We start from the raw sequence: 16,090 nt of genomic DNA, 5'->3' as shown, positions 1-16,090 counted from the left end.
TGATAAGTCCTGAGTATGACGTCGCGGTGAGCTCCCGGTTCGGTAGACCGAACGCAGGGCCGGTCAGGAGCCGGCCCCGGTCTCGGCGGGCTTCACCGTGGATTCGATCAGCCGTGCCCCGAAGGCCTGTTCGAGCTTCTGCACGTTGGGGTCGCGCCTGAGCGCCGCCACCGCCTCGGCGTGGCGCTCGGCGGCCAGGCGTTCGGCCTGCTGGCGGGGCGTCTCGACCCGCTCGGGCAGCGGCCCCTCCTCGACCACCAGGCGCCGCACCACGCCGTGCTCGGCCAGGGCCTGCCGAGTGCGTTCGATATGGATCTCGGCCCGCATGGCGGAGAGCGCCGGGTCCAGGCGCAGCCGGAGCACCTGACCATCATCGTGCTCCACCACGCAGTTGGCCGCCAGGTTGCGGGTCAGGCCGCCGAGCCCCAGGGACTCGAAGCAGGCGAGCCAGTCGGCGTGGCCGAAGAGGCCGGCCATGCCGGGCTCGGAAGGCGTTTCAGGCGACGGCTCGGCCTGGGCAGGCTCAGGCGGCGGCTCCGCCGAAGACTCCGCTGCCGGCCCTGCTTCTTGAAACGGCTCGGGCGCAGGTGCGCCCTTGGGGGCATGGACAGAGGGCGCCGGGGCGGCCTCCTCCCAGGGTGGCGGCGGCTCCTGGGGCAGCGGCGGCGCCTCGGCAGCGGCAGGGGAAACCGGCGCCGCCGGGGGCGGCGGCTCAGGCGATCGGGCAGCGGCGGGGGGCTCGACGGCGGGCGCTTGCCTCTCGACCTCGGGCCGTCCGCTCGCCTGGGCGGGAGCGGACGGCGCCGCAGGCGGAGCGACCGTGCCGGCCCCTGGCCCGGCACCACCCTCCCCCGCCCCGCGCAGCGGCAACGGCGTCTTCGCCGGTGCCGGCACCCCCTGGGGGCGGAAGGCCAGCATGCGCAGCAGAGTCATCTCCAGGGCGGTGCGCAGGTCCGGGGCGTGCTCCATGTCGCTGCGCCCCTGGATGCCGATCTGGTAGTAGAGCTGGACGTCCTCGGCGGTGAGGCGGCCGGCGAGCGCCAGCAGAGCGTCGCGGTCGCCGTGGCCGTTATCCAGGGCATCCGGCACCATCTGGGCGATGGCCAGGCGGTGCAGCACCCCGGTGAGCTCGTCGAGCACGCCGCCGAAGTCGGGGCCTCGCTCGGCCAGGGCGGCCACCTCGGCCAGCACCCGGGCGGCGTCCACCTCGGCCAGGGCCTCCACCAGGGAGAGCACCTGGCGCTGGTCCAGGGTACCGAGCATGGCGGCGACGTCGCCATGCTCGACCCGCCCCTGGCCGAAGGCGATGGCCTGGTCGGTGAGGCTCATGGCGTCGCGCATGGAGCCCTCGGCGGCACGCCCCAGCAGCCAGAGTGCACTCTCCTCGAAGGGCACCCCCTCGGCGCCCAGCACCTTGGCGAGGTGCTCGACGATACGCTCCGGGGGCATGTGCTTGAGGGTAAACTGCAGGCAGCGCGACAGCACCGTGGCCGGCAGCTTCTGCGGATCGGTGGTGGCGAGCAGAAACTTCACGTGGGGCGGCGGCTCTTCCAGGGTCTTGAGCAGCGCATTGAAGCTGCTGGTGGAGAGCATGTGCACCTCGTCGATGAGGTAGACCTTGTAGCGCCCCTGGGTCGGCGCGTACTGCACGTTGTCGAGCAGCTCGCGGGTGTCCTCCACCTTGGTGCGCGAGGCGGCGTCCACCTCGATCAGGTCGACGAAGCGCCCCTCGTCGATGGCCACGCAGCTGGGGCACTGGCCGCAGGGCGTGGAGGTCACCCCTTCGTCGCCCTGCCCCCCGGCGGTGCAGTTGAGGCACTTGGCGAGAATTCGCGCCAAGGTGGTCTTGCCGACCCCGCGGGTGCCGGTAAACAGGTAGGCGTGGTGCAGGCGCCCCTGGTCCAGGGCGTTGACCAGGGCACGCTGAACGTGCTCCTGGCCCACCAGCTCATGGAAGGTACGCGGCCGCCACTTGCGGGCCAGAACCTGATAGCTCATGCAGCGCGGAGTCCTTGCGTTGGTCGGATGTCGGCGCGGTGCCGGCGCCCGGAATTGAATCGGCGCACGGCCGACAGAACCCCTCATTCTAGCGATTGGGGCCCGCGGCGGAAAGCAAGGCGGTGACGGCCCGGAAAAGCGCCGGGTGGCTCACTCCCGTCCGACGGCTATGTTAGGCTCGCACCCATCCAAGTGCCATGCCAGCCAGGGACGATATCCGAATGAGCCGACACCCCACTGCGCCGCCTCCGGCGGAGATCACCTTCGAACAGGTCGCCGCCGCCGCCGAGAACCTCGAGGGGCGCGGAGCCGAGCCCACCCTACCGCGGGTCTGCGAGCACCTGGGGGCCGGCTCCCCCAACCGCATCCAGCGCCATCTCAGCGCCTGGCGTGCCGCCCGAGAGCCGGCGCCGCTGCCTGCCCCACGCCTGCCCGGGGCGCTGATCGAGGCCCTGGAGCGCGAGCTTGCCCAGCATGCCGACAGCGCCCTGGCCCGGGGACAGCAGCTGGCCGAGGAGGCCCGCGCCGATGCCGCCTCCCTGGCGGAGCTGGGCGAGGCCCTGGAGCAGCGGGTGCTCGAGCAGGCGGCTCGACTGGAAGCCGCCGAGAAGGCCGCCGAGGAGGCCCGCAGCCACCGGGACCAGCTGCAGGGCGAACTGAACCAGCTGCGCGAACGCCTGGAGAGCGAGCAGCGGGAGTCCCGGGAACACCGGGAGGCCCTGCTGCAGGCCCGCCAGCAGGTGGAGATGCTGCGCGAACAGCTCGAGGAGGCGGCCCAGGCCAGGGCGGCCGCCGAGCGCCAGGCCCGGGGAGCCGAGGCCGAACGCGTCAAGGCGGAGCGCAGCCAGGCGGTGGCCGAGACCCAGCGCGACAGCGCCCTGGCGCAGGTGCGCGAGAAGGCCGAGCAGCAGGCCGCGCTGCAGAAGGAACTGCAGGCCGAACGCGCCCGCCAGCGGCAGGAGGTCGCGGAGCTGCGAGCCGAACACAAGGAGCGGCTGGATGCCGCCGAGCGCGCCCGCCAGGAAGCCCAGAAGCAGGCCCAGGAGGCCTCCCAGCGCGCCTCCAAGGCGGAGATCCGCGCCGAGGCGCTGCAGGCCACTCAGGCGGCGCTCAAGTCACGGATGGATGCCCTGCAGGTACAGCAGCGTCAGCGCAGCATGCGCCCTCAGGGCGAGCAGGAACGAGACTAGCTCCAGCGCGAAAACCCGCTGCCCCGGGGCAGCGGGAGGAAGGCAGAGGAAAGGTAGAGCGAAAAAGGCAGGCCGCAAATGGAGGCGGCCCCGACAGCCACATCCCGGCACACGCGTCCACCACTACCGTTGCTCCCTTCCGGGCCTGGCGGGGTTTGCGGTTTAGCGTTGCGGGAGGACCGACGGGGCCACCACGACATGACGCGCTGGGCGTCAAACCCGGCGAGCGATCAATGACTTGCCGAGTGCGTGAGCACTATATCAACGCCGGAGCCGGCCGGCAAGGGGCATCGCCCGACGGCGGCAGGATGCTACGGGCCCGGCGTTGCTGTATCGTGGATTGAACGTCAATGCAGACTCATCCATCACGCCACATCGGGAGGCGCACCATGAAGAAGGATCCGAACAAGGGCTACATCGCCCTGCTGGGCTGGAGCCTGAACGCCATCGAAGCCGCCGAGAACTTCGACCGACGCTACGTGGTGGTTGCCCCGGAGTGGGCCGAGGAGTACTGCCAGAAGCACGACATCCCCTATGTACCCTGGAACTTCGAACGCCTCAACGACCGCTCCCTGGAGATCGCCCATACCCTCCAGGAGATGAAGGTCGACGTCGCCATCCCGCTGTTCGAGGAGACCGTGGAGTGGGCCGGCGCCATCAATTCGGTGCTGCTCGACAACCCCCGCCTCTACGGCCAGTCGCTGCTGCTGCGCGACAAGGCGCTGATGAAGCGCCGCGCCCAGCTCGGCGGCATCCGGGTGGGCATCTTCGAGGAGGCCCACGACAAGGAGGACGTCGTGCGCTTCCTCAAGCGGGTCAACCAGACCCTGCTCAAGCTCGACGGCGACCCCAACGATCCCATCCATCTCAAGGCCTTCGACAAGGCCGGCTGCCTGGGTCACCGGGTGATTCGCACCCCGGACGAGGTCGATACCATCCCCGACGAGGAGTTCCCGGTGCTGATGGAGTCGCACCTGGACGGCTGGGAGTTCGCCGTGGAGGCGTGGATCCACGACGGCAAGATCGCCTTCCTCAATATCTCCGAGTACGTGACCCTGGGCTATTCGGTGTTCGTGCCCGCCTCCCCGGAACTCGAGCAGTATCGCCCCCAGATCACCGCCCAGATCGAGAAGCTGATCAAGGCCTTCGATATCGAGTTCGGCCTGATCCACCCCGAGTACTTCGTCACCAGCGACGGCGAGATGTACTTCGGCGAGGTAGCCTACCGTCCGCCGGGCTTCAAGGTGTTCGAGCTGCTCGAGCGGGTCTACGGCTTCAACGCCTACCAGGCCTCCATGCTGGTCTTCGACCCCAAGAGCACCCCGGAGGAGGTCGCCGCCTTCTTCCCGCAGGAGATCGTCGATGCCGACGGCTTCGCCGGCTGCTTCGGCGTCTACCCGCGCCGCCGCGTGGTGAGCAAGCTGGAGATCCCCGAGGAGGTCGAAGACGACCCCTACTTCGAGTCCCACGAGCTCACCCCGCCGGTCGAGGAGACCGTCACCAAGCGCACCGCCTTCGGTACCCACTGGGGCCTGGTCTACTTCAAGGGCGATGAGGCGGCGCGCATGAAGGAACTGCTCAAGCATATGGAAGAGCTTGATTTCTATGTCTGAGACAGGCGTCATGGAAAGGTGACAGCCTGACGACAAGGAGTCGGCGTGACCACGCACCGACAGACGCAAGACACAAGCGCCCTGCCCGCGGCCAGCGAAAAGCTCGCTGGCCTGTGCAGCAAACTGGACGACGCCATCACCCTGCTGGCCGATGCCAGGGAGTTTGCCAAGCCAGGCAAGCTGCCCCGGGTACTCGATACTGCCCGCCGGGTGCTGCTCCAGGAGGGCGGCGCGGCGGAGGTGGAGCGTCGCTCTCAGGTCTTCGAGGAGGCCGGGGTCTTTCTCGGCTCCGATTGGGAGACCCCCCAGTACCTGGTGCCGTCGCTGACCACCCACGCCCTCAAGAGCCCCGACCCCAGCATGGTGGTGATCGAAGCGCTCAGCGAGCTGCGCCTGCTGGCCGTAGCCAAGGGCGAGTACCTCCATCCCCAGATCTCCGCGGAGCAGGCCCACCACTACTTGACCCAGGTGATGGCGATCAACCTCTGGCTGCTCTTCGGCGCCCCAAGCGAAGCCGAGCGCGAGACCCAGGGGCGCCTGGCACAGATTCCTCGCCACCTGTTTCGCCACCTGGCCGAGCGCATCGGCTACGAGCACATCATCGACCGGCTGATCGACGAGATCTGGCGGATCCTGCAGCAGCGTCCCATCCAGGTGGAGCCGGTCAAGGCGATGATCACCCAGATCGCCATCTGCCAGGCCAACCCGGAGATCGACCTGGGCGCCAGCGGCCAGGGGGCGGATCGCCTGGTCAGCTCCCTCTACGGCCCCACCCGGGCCTGCCGGGAGGACCCAGGCGTCGAGGCCTACCGGGAGCGGCTGGCCAGCATGGACAGCGCCGCCCTGCAGGGTGAGGCCACCGGTTTCGCCCGGGCCATGCACGATACCGGCCTGGTCTCGCCCTACCACCCGGTGCTGCTGCGCCACCTGCTGGATTATGGCGATCACCTGCTGGCCGAGGCGCTGGGGCTCTCCGCCACCGGCCGCGACTGCCTGCTCTGCTACCGCGAGCTGGTCTCGGCCCTGATCCGCGGCGGCGTCCACCCCGCCACCCCTCAGGCGGTCTATGGCCTGGCGCTGCTGCTGGAGCGCGGCATCCTCTACCAGCCGCCGGTGGCCCCGGCCATGTGGCGCCAGCTGGGCCTGACGCTCTCCGAGTGGTCCCAGGCGCGGCTCAACCTGGCCTTCGGCGAGGCGATCTCGCCCCGGGCGCGGCTGCTGGAGGGGGTGCTCTGCATGCTCGGCCAGCCGCTGGGCGTGGGCCAGGGCAATAACCCCACCTGCCAGTCGGCCCGGGCGCTCTCCATGTGGGCCTACAACGACCCGGACTACCTGCTGCAGATGGTCGCCTGGGCGGCCCGGGACGACGAGATCATCATGCACTTCGAGGGGCAGCCGATCTCCTCCATGGCGAGCAGCGGCGGCGTGGCCCAGGCCCTGCGCATGGACCTCGACCCCGTCTCGCTGATCGTGGTGCCTCATCTGGACCGTATCTATGCGGAGATGGGGCGGCGCTGCATCGGCCGCGAGGGCGACCCCCACCGCTGGGTCAATCCGGAGTTCCACGGCTGGTGGTCCGGGCGCGGTTTTCGCATCAACGTCGACGTGGCCAGCGGCCAGCTCCAAGAGCTGGACACCTTCCTGCGCCACTTCTACGCCAGCTACCACCCCTACTACAACGGCAACCAGCCGCTGATCCACCCCCAGCCGGCGGGCATCGCCGTCACCGACAGCGCGGCGCGCTTCATCGGCTGGCACGCCATCACCGTGCTGCGCGTCTCCCTGGACCCTTCGGACGTGATGCGGGTCTACTTCTACAACCCCAACAACGACAGCGGCCAGGACTGGGGCGACGGGGTGAAAGTCAGCACCGCCGGCTGCGGCGAGCGCGCCGGCGAGGCCTCCCTGCCCTTCGAACAGTTCGCCTCGAGGCTCTATATCTTCCACTACGACCCGCTGGAGCGCGGCGAGCTGGCCCAGATCACCCAGGCGGAGCTGGATCGGGTGATCGGCTATATTCACCGCAGCTGGGGCGCCGACCGCATTCCGCCCACCGACCTCCAGGCCGACGCGGGCCCCACCGGCGCGCCTTGATGCCGGTCAGGACTTCCCTGGCCGGCTCTGCCAGAATGGAGAGCTGAGAGCCACCGGCTCGCCACTCAGGCGATACAGGGAGATACGCATGGACTTCAAGCTGCTGATGGTCTTCGTGGACCAGGACAGGACCGACAAGGTGCTGGACGCCGCCCGCAATGCCGGCGCCACCGGTGCCACCATCATCAACAACGCCCAGGGCCAGGGGCTCAAGCCCCATCTGACCTTCTTCGGCCTGGAGTTCATGGCCTCCCGCAGCGTGATCCTGATTCTGGTGGAGGCGCGCCGCTCCAGCGAGGTGCTGAATGCGGTGAGCCTGGCCGGAGAGCTAGACGAGAGCCTGAATACCGGCATCGCCCTGGAGCTCGACGTCAGTCAGGCGGTGGGCCTCAGCGAGCACATCAGGACGCTCAGCCGCGAACACCCGCTGACAGGCGGCTAGTCCTCGGTGGTGGGGCGCCCGGCCCCTGTCAGCCGGCGTTCCACCTTCTCGAGGCTATCCTGGGTGCCGAGCAGCACCAGCACATCGTCGGCCCGAACCTCGGTATCCGCCTCGGGGTAGCGCCGACGCTGTTCGTTGCGCACCAGCGCCGTCACGGACACCTGATCTCGCTCCGTATTCAACTCCGCCAGGCGCTGGCCGATGGCCGGACTCCCCTCATGCAGCACCACCGAGTGCAGTCGCTCCTGCTCCCCCGCCGGGCGCGGATCCTGGATGTTGTCCAGGGAGCCCCGGAAGAGCTCGCGCAGCATCTGGTAGTGGCCGGCGCGCTGCTCCTGGAGGTGGCGGGTCACCCGATGGAGAGGCACTCCCAGGGCCTGCAGCGCATGGGAGGTCAGGATCATGCTCGCCTCCAGGGTCTCGGGAATGACCTCTGTCGCCCCCGCCTCACAGAGCTCTACCACCGTGGAGTCGTCCCGGGTGCGGACCACGGCGGGAATACCGGCCTTCAGCTGGGCGGCATGGCGCAGGGTCTTGAGCGCGGCAGGGCGATCCTCATGGCTGATGATCAACAGCCTGGCCCGAGCCAGCCCCACGTTCTCCAGCACGGCGGCATCCGAGGAGTCACCGAAGTAGACCGGCTGGCCCGCCAGGCGCGCCTCGCGCACGATGGCGGGATCCAGGTCCAGGGCGATGTACTCGACGCCCTCGCTCTCCAGGAAGCGCGCCACCGTCTGGCCGGTGCGGCCGAACCCGCAGATCACCACGTGCCCCTGCTCGTCGAGCTCGCGAGGCGCCGGCAGCGACTCATCCGGTCGCCGCGCCGGACGCCCGAACAGCCAGCTTGCCAGGGGCTGGTTGAAGCGGATCAGGAAGGGGGCCAGGATGATCGAGAAGAGCACCGAGGTGAGCACTACCTGGGCCGGCTGGCTGGCGATTACCCCGCCCTCCAGGCCGATGGCCAGCAGGGCGAAGCCGAACTCGCCACCCACCGCCAGCAGCAGGCCGGTACGGAAGGCCGTCTGCAGCTCCACGCCGGAGAGGCGCACAATCAGGGTGACCAGGAGCAGCTTGATACCCAGCAGCGCCACGGCGCCGAGCAGCGCCTCCCACCAGATCTCGGGCAGCAGCGCCGGCTCCACCAGCATGCCGATGCTGACGAAGAAGAGCCCCAGCAGCACGTCCCGGAAGGGGCGAATGGTCGACTCCACCTGGTGGCGGAATTCGGTGTCGGCCAGCACCATGCCGGCCAGGAAGGCCCCGAAGGCCATGGAGAGCCCCAGGGTCTTGGTGGTCCAGGCCGCCACCAGGGAGACGAAGAGCACCGTCAGGGTGAAGAGCTCCGCGGAGCGCCGCTCCGCCACCAGCTGAAAGAGCGGGCGCAGCAGCAGGCGCCCGGAGATCAGCACGATCACGAAGGCGAGCAGCGCCTTGGCCAGCGCCAGCCCCAGCGCCCCGGCCACCTCCTGGGCCGCCGCCACTCCCAGCACCGGAATCACCACCACGAAGGGCACCGCGGTGATGTCCTGAAACACCGACATGGTGGTGCCGAGCCGCCCGTGGCGAGTCTGGCTCTCGCCCTGCTCCATCAGCTGCTTGGTGATGACGGTGGTAGAGGACTGGGCAAACACCGCCCCCACCACGAAGGCCGCCGGACCGGGCAGCCCCATGGCCCAGGCCAGGCCGCCCACCACCGCCGTGGTCAGGGCCACCTGGGCGGTGCCCAGGCCGAGAATGGTGTGGCGCAGCGCATAGATCTGGGGCATCGAGAAGCTGAGCCCGATGGTGAAGAGCAGAAAGACGATGCCGAACTCGGCGATCACCCGAATATACTCATCGGCCACCACGGGCCCGGCGGTATGGGCGCCCAGCAGCACCCCCACCAGCAGATAGCCCAGGCTCGGGGGAATCCTGAAGCGCTGGAAGACCAGCACCACGGCCACCGTGGCCCCCAAGAGCAGCAGCATCTGTACCAGCGCCTGTTCCAGCATTACCGTTTTCCCTGGTCGCCCGGCGGGCGCACTCTGTCCATCAAGGCCATGTCTGCCATGGCGTTATCTCGCCCGATAGCATATCAGGATGAGCGCTGCACGACGCGCCTCGCGACGCTATACTGCCAGCCCCTTAGCCCCCTTCTCTTGCCCCGGGAGCCGCCATGACGCGTCTCGACCAGCTTCTTGTCACCCAGGGCCTGGCCCGCTCCCGCACCCGCGCCCAGCGGCTGATCCGTCATGGGCGGGTCGCCCTGGCCGATAGCGGCCGGGTGCTCACCAAGCCCGGCGAGAAGCTGCCGGACGATACCCGGCTGACGGTGGCGGAGGACCCCGAGGAGCGCTATGTCTCCCGGGCGGGGCTCAAGCTCGAGGCATTGATCGAAACGCTGGGGCTGGACCTCGAGGGCCGGCTGGTGCTCGACGTGGGGCAGTCCACCGGCGGCTTCACCGACTGTGCCCTGCGCTGCGGCGCACGCCACGTGATCGGCGTGGAGGTGGGCCACGACCAGCTCGACCCGAGCCTGCGCGAGGATCCGCGGGTCACCTGCCTGGAGGGACTCAACGCCCGGGCCATGGCCCGCGAGCCCCGCCTGCGGGAGGCCCTGGCCGCCCAGGGCGCCGCGGGGCCGGATGTCGCGGTGATGGACGTCTCCTTTATCTCCCAGAGCCTGATCCTACCCGAGATCGCCGCCCTGCTGGCGCCGGGGGCCGAGCTCGCCAGCCTGGTCAAGCCGCAGTTCGAAGTGGGCCCCGGCAGCGTCAACGCCCGGGGGCTGGTCACCGACCCCGCCCGCTACCGCGAGGTGGAGGCGAAGATCCGTGCCTGCTGCGCCGAGCACGGGCTCGCGGTGCGCCACTGGCAGGAGAGCCCGCTGCTGGGCGGCGACGGCAACCGCGAATTCCTGCTCCACGCCGTGCGCCAGGCCTAGCCAGCCCCCTGCGCCGGCCGTTCAGCGACCGCTGTCGCCCCCATCCCCGACGTCGATCTCACCCGGGTCGCCGTGGCTGCCCGGCGGCGGATGCTGGCGCAGCCTGCCCTTGCCGCCGGTCTCCACTACCTTGCGCGTCTCACCCGGGCGCTTGAGCCAGATCTCCAGCTGATTGAAGGCGATATCGACCCCATGCTCGGCAAATAGCTCCCCCACCCGGCAGTTGAGCTCGTCGGTGGCGAAGAGGCGGTCCCCCAGGGCGTTGACGAAGACCCGCAGCTCGAACTCCAGGGTGCTCTCCCCGTAGGCCATGAAGAATACCTGGGGCTCGGGGTCGGCCAGCACCCGTTCGTTCTCATGGGCGGCCCGGTAGAGCAGCCGATGCACCAGCGCCTGGTCGGAACCGTAGGCGACCCGGTAGTTGAGCACCACCCGAGTGACCGTATCGGAGAGCGACCAGTTGATCAGCTGGTCGGTGATAAAGGTCTGGTTGGGAATGATGATCTCCTTGCGGTCGAAGTCGGTCACCGTGGTGGCGCGAATGCGGATGCGGCTGACCGTGCCGGTCAGAGACCCCAGGGTGATGGTGTCGCCGATGCGCACCGGCCGCTCGAAGAGGATGATCAGGCCCGAGACGAAGTTGGCGAAGATCGCCTGGAGGCCGAAGCCCAGGCCCACGCCCAGCGCCGCCACCAGCCACTGCAGCTGACTCCAGGCCACGCCCAGGGTGGCCAGGGAGGCCACCAGGCCGCTGCCCACGATGGCATAGGAGAGCAGCGAGGCGATGGCATAGGCGCTGCCCTGCTTGAGCTCCAGGCGTGACAGCACCATCACTTCCAGCAGGCCAGGCAGGTTGCGCGCCATCATCAGGGTGAAGCCGAAGATCAACAGCGCCGTGATGATATCGGCCACCGAGAGCGCACCGGTCACAAGCTCGCTGCCCACATCGCCCTCGGCTTCCCAGATCGCCACCCGCTCCAGGTAGCCCAGCAAGGTGAGCAGATCGGCCCACACCAGATAGAGCAGCAGTACGAAGCCCACCATCAGGATCAGCTTGGAGAGCCGCAGCGACTGCTGGTTGATCTGCTCCATGTCCAGGGGGGGCTCCTCGACCACCTCGATGCCACCCTCGGCGCCCTCCTTGACCTCGGCGCGTCGCCGGGCCAGGGCCCGCTTGAAGGCCAGTCGCCGGGCGGCCACGGCCAGCCCCCGCACCACGCTGGCCTCCACCAGGATCCAGAGGCCGAGCAGATAGAGGGTGGCGGCGAAGCGCCCCACCAGGCTCAGCGCCGTGTACTCGTAGCCCGCCGCGATCAGCCCCAGCAGCACCAGGGGCACCGCCGCCATGGCCAGTCCCAGCGCCAGCCGGAAGAGCTTGACGCCAAAGAAGGGAGTATGGGCCAGGATCAGGCGCGCCAGCCCCAGGCTCATGCCCAGTAGCCCGGCCACCAGCAGCCCCAGGGCCACCGGCCGATGAGTCAGCCCGAGCTCGGCGTCCCGAGCCAGGGTCGCGATGAACACTACCGGCACCAGGGCCAGGGCCAGCCAGCCCAACAGCCAGCGCAGGCGAGCCACATAGTCAGCCGGCCAGTAGAAGTGCTTGGTGGCCACGCCGTCGCGCACCAGCAGGCGCCGCCCCCAGGCGATCACGCCCCAGGCCAGGGCGAGCTGCAGGGCCGCCAGCCCCAGGCCATGGGCGATGCCGTCGCTTTCGGCCAGCAGGGCGGCGCCGAGGGCCGCCAGGCTCAGCGGCCCAGGCGAGGCGAGCAGCGCATTGAGCAGCACCGCCCTTGGGGTATGCAGCTGGGTATCGCTGCGCAGGCGACCGATCTGCTCATGAATCACCGCCAGGCGCGTCTTGATGCGCCGCCGCCCCCACACCAGGCCGGCGGCCAGCAGCAGCAGGGGCAGCCCCGCCAGCGCTGCCGTGGAGGGCAGGCGCCACTGCCCGGGGAGAACCTGCCGCCACTCCCCCTCCTGCCACTCCAGCACCAGGTTGGCCGGCAGCTGGCGTGCCCAGCCGATATCCAGCGGTCGAGTGTTGGCCACCCAGAAGAGCTGTTCGTCGATGGTTCCACGCAGCTCCCGGGAGGTCTCCAGTAGCTGCTGCTGGTTGAGCTGCAGCTCCACGGCAGTGCTGAGCAGGCTGCCATAGGTCTGCTCCAGGCGATCGACCAGTTCGCGGCGGGACTGGTAGAGCCGCTGCAACGACTCCACCAGGGCATCGCTGACCTCCACACCGGCCTCCTCCAGACGCTGGTTGGCCAGCCGCTCGCTCTGGCGCAGGGCGTCGCGCTGGCGCACCAGGTCGAACTGGCGCAGGCGCAAATCGGCGATCTCGTCCTGAAGATCCCGGCGCGGGGCCACCTGGGGCAGCGAGCGGCGCTGCTCGCGCAGGATACGCGACAGCAGCATGGAGCCGCGGATCGCCTCGATCTGCTCGTTGAGGCTGCGCTGCAGCTGGCGGACATGGTCGAGTTGGCTACGCACCGCCAGGCTCTCGCGCACCAGGGCGTTGTTGCGGTCGTTGGCGCGCAGCAGCTCCAGGCTGAGGTCGCGGTTGACCTGCTGGGCGCGCTCCAGCACCGGATGCCCCGCCTCCAGCAGGGGGTCGTCCCGGGCGGCGTCGGCGATGGCCTGCTCCGATGCCAGGCGCCGCTTGCGGTCGATGACGTCCTGCAGCAGCGAGAGCTCCGCCTCCTGACGCACCTGCTGCTGGTTGAGCAGGTCGCGGCGCTGCTGGTCGAGCTCGCGCAGCCGAGTGTTGGTGCCCAGCTCGCGCTGATGGAAAAGCAGGGTCACTTCGGCCAGGCGCCGCTCCACCTGGCTCTGCAGGCGCCGCGCATCATCGCCGGGCAGGCCCCGGGCCTCGAGCTCATCCTGACTGCGCCGGGCACGCTCCACCGCCTGCATCGCCTCGGAGATCGCCTGCTGGGCGCGCTCGGGCAGGGTCTGGGCGGCCAGCAGCTGGGCGTTGACCTCGGCGAGGCGGTCCTGGAGGCGCTGCAGCTCCAGGACCGCCTCCTGCTGGCGCTGCTCTAGCTCATCCACCTCCAGGCCGTCGAGGTCGGTGGCCGACAGCGACAGCGCCGCCTCCTCCTCGGCCACCAGCTCCCGCTCCAGACGCAGCAGCTCGGCGGGGGCCTGCTCGACCCGGACCTCCAGGGCATCCAGGCGCTCCCTCACTTCCGAGAGGCCCTCCAGGCCCGCCAGCGTCGCTTCCAGGGCTTCCGCTTCCCGACGCTCAGCCGCACTCAGGCTCTCCCCCTCCGCCGGGGTCAGAGCCTCCAGGCGCGCCTCGACAGCGTCGCGATCGGGGAGGTTCTCCTCCGCCTGGGCCGGCAGCAGCACCAGCAGCAGGAGCAGGATCAGGGGCAGCCGGTACCAGGCCTGGCCCCCGCCCTGACACTTCGTCGCAGTCGCGATTCTCGCCCTGGCACCCGCCTCTCTCTTCACCGACTACCTCGCTTCGCAGGGAAATGCCCAGGGTTCGATTCTCGGCCCCTCGCGCCGCCAAGGCAATCACCAAGGAACAACGCCGCTGGCGGTTGACTTGGGCCCCCGGCATGGTAGAACGGCGGTCTGTACCTCCTCACCTCCGGATCTCGCCATGACGTGCCTCTCCCGCCCTGCCGCCCTCACCGGCGCCGCCCTGGCCCTGCTGCTGCATGGCGCCGCCCTCCAGGCGGATACGCCACACTCCGAGCCGAGCAGCGGGGCTCGCCATGGGGAAGTCGCCGATGCCTCGGCTGCACAACGCCGCGCCCTCGAAGCCCGCATCCGGGCCCTCAATGCGGAGCTCGAGTCGCTGCAGAGCGAGCTTGCCGAGCTGCCCGCCGACGAGGAGCAAGCGCCCATCGCCCCGGACCTTCAGGCGGCACTCGAGGCCACCGAGCGCCGCCAGCTGGAGCTGGAGTCCAACCATAACCCCTTTGCCATCACCACCTACCGGCGCAACTATCTGTTTCCGGTCAGCTATACCGCCAACCCCAATCGCGACGCCTTTCGCGAGATCACTCCGGATAACGGCCCTCGAGATGCCGAGGTCAAGTTCCAGTTCAGCGCCAAGGTCAATCTGCTCGAGGGAGTGTTCGGCGATACCGGCGACCTCTATTTTGCCTACACCCAGCGCAGCTGGTGGCAGGCCTACAACACCGACTCCTCCTCGCCCTTCCGGGAGACCAACTACGAGCCCGAGGTCTTCATGACCTTCGACAACGCCTGGCGGACGCTCGGCTGGACCAACGTGCGCAACCGCCTGGCGCTGAACCATCTCTCCAACGGCCGCTCCGACCCGCTGTCGCGCAGCTGGAACCGGGTCTACGTGGAGAGCATCTTCCAGCGCGGCGACTGGGCCTTCAGCCTGGCCCCCCACTGGCGCATCCCGGAGTCCAAGAGCGAGGACGACAACCCCGATATCGACCGCTACATGGGCTACGGCGACGTCACCCTGGCTCGCCGCCTGGGCGACAACGAGCTCAGCCTGCTGTGGCGGGGCAATCCCAGCGCCGGCAACATGGGCACCCAGGTCGACTACTCCTGGCCGCTTTTCAACGGTAACGTGCGCGGCCACGTGCAGTACTACTACGGCTACGGCGAGAGCATGATCGACTACGACCACCGCAATCACCGTCTCAGCCTGGGCTTCAGCCTCAATCCGCTGTTCAGCGGCGGCAGCATGACCCGCTGACCCTGACGCACCTTCCATGCAGCAGGCAGCGTGACGGCCGCCGCCGTGGCAAGCGCTGCCCTGGCTGCTATGCTGTGGCTGTCATTCACCGTCAGAGGAAGACCCGATGGCAAACCGTGCCCCCCAGTCCCACGAGACCACCCAGCAGCTCAAGGAAGACCTGCACCACCTCACCCAGACCATCGAGGAGCTGGTCAGCGCTACCGCCGACGACTCCCGCAGCAATATCAAGGAGCTGCGTGACCGGGCCGAGAAGCGCCTCAAGGAGACCCGCGACCGCCTCGAGAGCCGCGGCGAGCGCTTCTATGGCGAGGCCCGCGACAGCATGGAGCACCAGGCCGACGCCTGCGACCGCTACGTCCACGAGAACCCCTGGACCAGCATCGGCATCGGCGCCGCCGTGGGCGTAGTCGTCGGCATGCTGATCGGGCGTCGCTGATGCAGGAGAGCCAGGGACCGGCGCAGCGCCTGTTTTCCGCCGCCAAGCGCCTGCTCGGCAGCCTGCTGGCCACCGGCGAGACGCGCCTGCGTCTCGCCATTCTGGAGCTGGAGGAGGAGCGCGTTCGGCTGGTGGGCCTGCTGCTGATCGTGGGGCTGAGCCTGATCCTGCTGATGCTCGGCATCGGGGTGCTGACCACCCTGGTGATCGTCGCCTTCTGGGACAGCTACCGGCTCACCGCCATTGCCGTCAGCGCCGGGGTGCTACTGGGCGGCGGCGCCCTGCTGGCGCTGCGGGCCCTGCAGCTGGCTAAACGCCGCACCCTGCTGGTCAGCACCCTCAAGCATCTGGCCACCGACCGCGACCTGATGGAGCGCGAGCGCCGGGAGGAGCACCATGAGCGCTGATCTTCCCGCACGGCGCCCACCGCCGTCCCATGCCGAGCGCAAGGCGCAGCTGAACGCCCGCATCGAGCAGCAGCGCATCGATATCCTGGTGGAGGCGAGCCGCTACCGGGAGGCGAGCCGCCCCATCGATGACGGCTGGCGGGCGCTGATGCGCTTCAAGGCGCCGCTCTACGCCCTGGGCGGCGTGCTGCTGATGAAGAGCGCCCGCCACCCCAGCTCGCTATTGCGCGTCAGCAAGCGCCTGGCTGCCGGCGCCCTGCTGCTGCGCCGGGCCCGCCGCCTGCTGCGCTGACC

The 16,090-nt window shown here is 69.4% G+C and carries 12 protein-coding genes and 1 other RNA gene; 9 read left to right on the top strand and 4 right to left on the bottom strand.

What is annotated here, in order from left to right; translation table 11 throughout:
* Nucleotides 1-63: 63 nt before the first annotated feature.
* Nucleotides 64-1,998: a DNA polymerase III subunit gamma/tau gene (gene dnaX, locus NHL60_RS07360; RefSeq protein ID WP_253450856.1), complete on the bottom strand. Its 1,935-nt coding sequence runs from the start codon at nt 1,996-1,998 to the stop codon at nt 64-66.
* Between the two features lie 221 nt (nt 1,999-2,219).
* Between dnaX and NHL60_RS07355 the strand changes: the two genes are divergently transcribed.
* Nucleotides 2,220-3,188, top strand: a complete 969-nt coding sequence (locus NHL60_RS07355) for a DNA-binding protein (protein WP_253450853.1) — start codon at nt 2,220-2,222, stop codon at nt 3,186-3,188.
* A gap of 88 nt (nt 3,189-3,276) precedes the next feature.
* Here the strand turns inward: NHL60_RS07355 and ffs are convergent.
* Nucleotides 3,277-3,373: signal recognition particle sRNA small type (gene ffs / locus NHL60_RS07350), an RNA gene on the bottom strand.
* 204 nt (nt 3,374-3,577) lie between these two features.
* On the opposite strand from ffs, the gene NHL60_RS07345 reads away from it, so the two are divergent.
* The 3 genes from NHL60_RS07345 (at nt 3,578) to NHL60_RS07335 (ending at nt 7,337) form a co-directional block, all read left to right on the top strand.
* A complete protein-coding gene (locus NHL60_RS07345) occupies nt 3,578-4,801 on the top strand; it encodes an acetyl-CoA carboxylase biotin carboxylase subunit family protein (protein WP_253450850.1) in 1,224 nt (407 codons plus the stop codon).
* 45 nt (nt 4,802-4,846) lie between these two features.
* The gene (locus NHL60_RS07340; protein ID WP_253450847.1) at nt 4,847-6,895 is read left to right on the top strand and encodes a hypothetical protein; all 2,049 of its coding nucleotides are present in this window, start codon (nt 4,847-4,849) and stop codon (nt 6,893-6,895) included.
* 88 nt (nt 6,896-6,983) lie between these two features.
* The gene (locus NHL60_RS07335; protein WP_253450844.1) at nt 6,984-7,337 is read left to right on the top strand and encodes a P-II family nitrogen regulator; all 354 of its coding nucleotides are present in this window, start codon (nt 6,984-6,986) and stop codon (nt 7,335-7,337) included.
* Here NHL60_RS07335 and NHL60_RS07330 read toward each other — a convergent pair.
* Nucleotides 7,334-9,328, bottom strand: a complete 1,995-nt coding sequence (locus NHL60_RS07330; RefSeq protein WP_253450841.1) for a cation:proton antiporter — start codon at nt 9,326-9,328, stop codon at nt 7,334-7,336. The genes NHL60_RS07335 and NHL60_RS07330 overlap by 4 nt on opposite strands.
* Nucleotides 9,329-9,492: 164 nt before the next feature.
* Between NHL60_RS07330 and NHL60_RS07325 the strand changes: the two genes are divergently transcribed.
* Nucleotides 9,493-10,260 carry a TlyA family RNA methyltransferase gene (locus NHL60_RS07325; RefSeq protein WP_253450838.1) on the top strand — a complete coding sequence of 256 codons (768 nt, stop codon included), beginning with the start codon at nt 9,493-9,495 and terminating at the stop codon, nt 10,258-10,260.
* Between the two features lie 21 nt (nt 10,261-10,281).
* On the opposite strand, the gene mscK is transcribed toward NHL60_RS07325, so the two are convergent.
* Nucleotides 10,282-13,638, bottom strand: a complete 3,357-nt coding sequence (gene mscK / locus NHL60_RS07320) for a mechanosensitive channel MscK (protein ID WP_301271109.1) — start codon at nt 13,636-13,638, stop codon at nt 10,282-10,284.
* A gap of 232 nt (nt 13,639-13,870) precedes the next feature.
* Here mscK and NHL60_RS07315 point away from each other — a divergent pair, with 232 nt between their 5' ends.
* From NHL60_RS07315 to NHL60_RS07300, 4 genes are all read left to right on the top strand, one after another.
* Nucleotides 13,871-14,950 carry a phospholipase A gene (locus NHL60_RS07315; protein ID WP_253450835.1) on the top strand — a complete coding sequence of 360 codons (1,080 nt, stop codon included), beginning with the start codon at nt 13,871-13,873 and terminating at the stop codon, nt 14,948-14,950.
* Between the two features lie 106 nt (nt 14,951-15,056).
* The gene (locus tag NHL60_RS07310) at nt 15,057-15,389 is read left to right on the top strand and encodes a YqjD family protein (RefSeq protein WP_253450832.1); all 333 of its coding nucleotides are present in this window, start codon (nt 15,057-15,059) and stop codon (nt 15,387-15,389) included.
* On the top strand, nt 15,389-15,796 hold the full coding sequence (locus NHL60_RS07305; RefSeq protein ID WP_253450829.1) for a phage holin family protein: 408 nt from the start codon (nt 15,389-15,391) through the stop codon (nt 15,794-15,796). Before NHL60_RS07310 ends, NHL60_RS07305 begins: the two co-directional genes overlap by 1 nt.
* The gene (locus tag NHL60_RS07300) at nt 15,786-16,088 is read left to right on the top strand and encodes a YqjK-like family protein (RefSeq protein WP_253450827.1); all 303 of its coding nucleotides are present in this window, start codon (nt 15,786-15,788) and stop codon (nt 16,086-16,088) included. Before NHL60_RS07305 ends, NHL60_RS07300 begins: the two co-directional genes overlap by 11 nt.
* The last annotated feature ends 2 nt before the right edge of the window (nt 16,089-16,090 follow it).

This window comes from Halomonas sp. Y3, from assembly GCF_024137965.1.
Classification (GTDB): Bacteria; Pseudomonadota; Gammaproteobacteria; order Pseudomonadales; family Halomonadaceae; genus Halomonas; species Halomonas mongoliensis.
Note: the sequence above shows the minus strand (reverse complement) of the source record. Positions and strands in the feature narration are given on the sequence as shown.